This window comes from Companilactobacillus halodurans (assembly GCF_009600985.1).
Taxonomy (GTDB): domain Bacteria; phylum Bacillota; class Bacilli; order Lactobacillales; family Lactobacillaceae; genus Companilactobacillus; species Companilactobacillus halodurans.
This window is the reverse complement of record NZ_VDFP01000222.1, coordinates 1-1,140: the sequence shown is the minus strand read 5'-3', so window position 1 is coordinate 1,140 and position 1,140 is coordinate 1. Positions and strand designations below refer to the sequence as shown.

The 1,140-nt window shown below is 31.9% G+C and carries 2 protein-coding genes; both read right to left on the bottom strand.

From position 1 onward, the window contains the following. On the bottom strand, positions 1-869 hold an 869-nt coding region (locus FHL06_RS13785; protein ID WP_192918023.1), incomplete at its 3' end, for a PTS transporter subunit EIIC. A 5-nt stretch (positions 870-874) separates the two neighbouring features. After that, positions 875-1,140: family 1 glycosylhydrolase (locus FHL06_RS13780; protein WP_153387220.1), on the bottom strand; the 266-nt coding region annotated here is incomplete at its 5' end.

Genomic DNA, 1,140 nt, shown 5'->3' with positions numbered 1-1,140 from the left:
AACGCGCCCATTAGTCCAACTGAAACCCAACCTAATTTCAAATTAATGAAGCTTAAAGCATTGGCAATAATGGTTCCAATTTGGAATCCTAATGGTCCTAACCAAAGTAATGTTACAGGCACAACAATCAGCATAGTGATTAATGGTTTAGTAAAAAACTTAATACTCTTTGGAGTTATTTTATCTATACCAATATCTATTAATTTCATGAATAAAACGCCTAATAGAATAGGTATTACACTAGTATTATATTGAATCTGAGGGACTGATAATCCCAAAAATTCGAGTCCTTTAGCACTATCAATTGTCTTATAAACTAGCGTAGCACCTAAAAATGCTCCCATCATTGGATTCATATTCAATTTCTTTGCTGCACTATATCCTAAATACAATGGTAAGAAATAATATCCAGCTTCATAAATACCATCGAGAATAGTATAAGACCCACTTTTAGTACTTAATCCAAAAAAACTAACGCCAATATTCAAAACGGCAGAAACAAGTCCAGCGGCAACTAAAACTCCTAAAATTGGTACAAAAGTCCCACTAATGAAATCAATTACAACTTGTCCAAGATGTTTCCAAGTAAATTCAGTTCTTGATTTTTTTTGACCTGAAACATCACCAATTAATTTAGAAAATTCATTATATACATTACCAACATCAGTCCCAATAACAATCTGATATTCATCTTCACGTAATACTGTTCCAGCAACGCCTTCTATTTTAGAAATGTCATTGTCATCAATATTATTTTTATCTTTATATTGAATTCTCAGCCTAGTGGCACAGTGGTTAACATTAATAACATTATCTTTTCCACCAATATCACTTAAAATTTTAACTGCTATATCATGGTATTTACTCATTGGTTTTACCCCCAATTTTTACCATTCGATTTAACTAAATCTGCATACCAATAATATGAATCCTTCGGAATACGTTTAAAATCGAGCTTTTCATCATCTGTCGTATTGATATAAACAAATCCATATCTCTTTGACATTCCGTTGCCTGTACTTAAAAGATCTAAGAAGGACCAAGGATTATATCCAAATACTTTACATCCATCTTGAATAGCTAATCCTACTTGATAAATTTGATCCCTCATAAACTTAATTCTCTCAGGATCATGCACCT